At 44.2% G+C, this 380-nt stretch carries 1 pseudogene; it reads right to left on the bottom strand.

The window, feature by feature from the left end:
- A pseudogene (locus C6N31_RS47255) lies at positions 1 to 380 on the bottom strand (molecular chaperone HtpG); the annotation flags it as partial.

Genomic DNA, 380 nt, shown 5'->3' with positions numbered 1-380 from the left:
CCTCCTCGCTCTCATCTTCAAGCTTCAGACCTTCTTTCGTAGCAGACACAAGCTTCTTGTGGTCGTATTCCTTCAACTGTCCGACTGCATACTCGTCAATGGCGTCCACCATGAAAAGAACTTCATACCCCTTCTTCTTCAACCTCTCCAAGAAAGGAGAGTTTTCTACAGCCTTCTTACTCTCCCCTGTAATGTAGAAGATATCCTTCTGTCCTTCCTTCATTCTGGTTACATAATCCTTCAAGCTGGTCAATTCATCACCACTCCTAGTCGAGTGGAAACGAAGAAGATCAGCCAGTTTTGCTCTGTTCTGACTATCTTCATGGATGCCAAGCTTCAAGTTCTTCGAGAAAGCTTCGTAGAATTTAGTGTAATCCTCT

This window comes from Streptomyces fildesensis, assembly GCF_016107395.1.
In the GTDB taxonomy this organism is placed as follows: domain Bacteria; phylum Actinomycetota; class Actinomycetes; order Streptomycetales; family Streptomycetaceae; genus Actinacidiphila; species Actinacidiphila fildesensis.
Note: the sequence above shows the minus strand (reverse complement) of the source record. Positions and strands in the feature narration are given on the sequence as shown.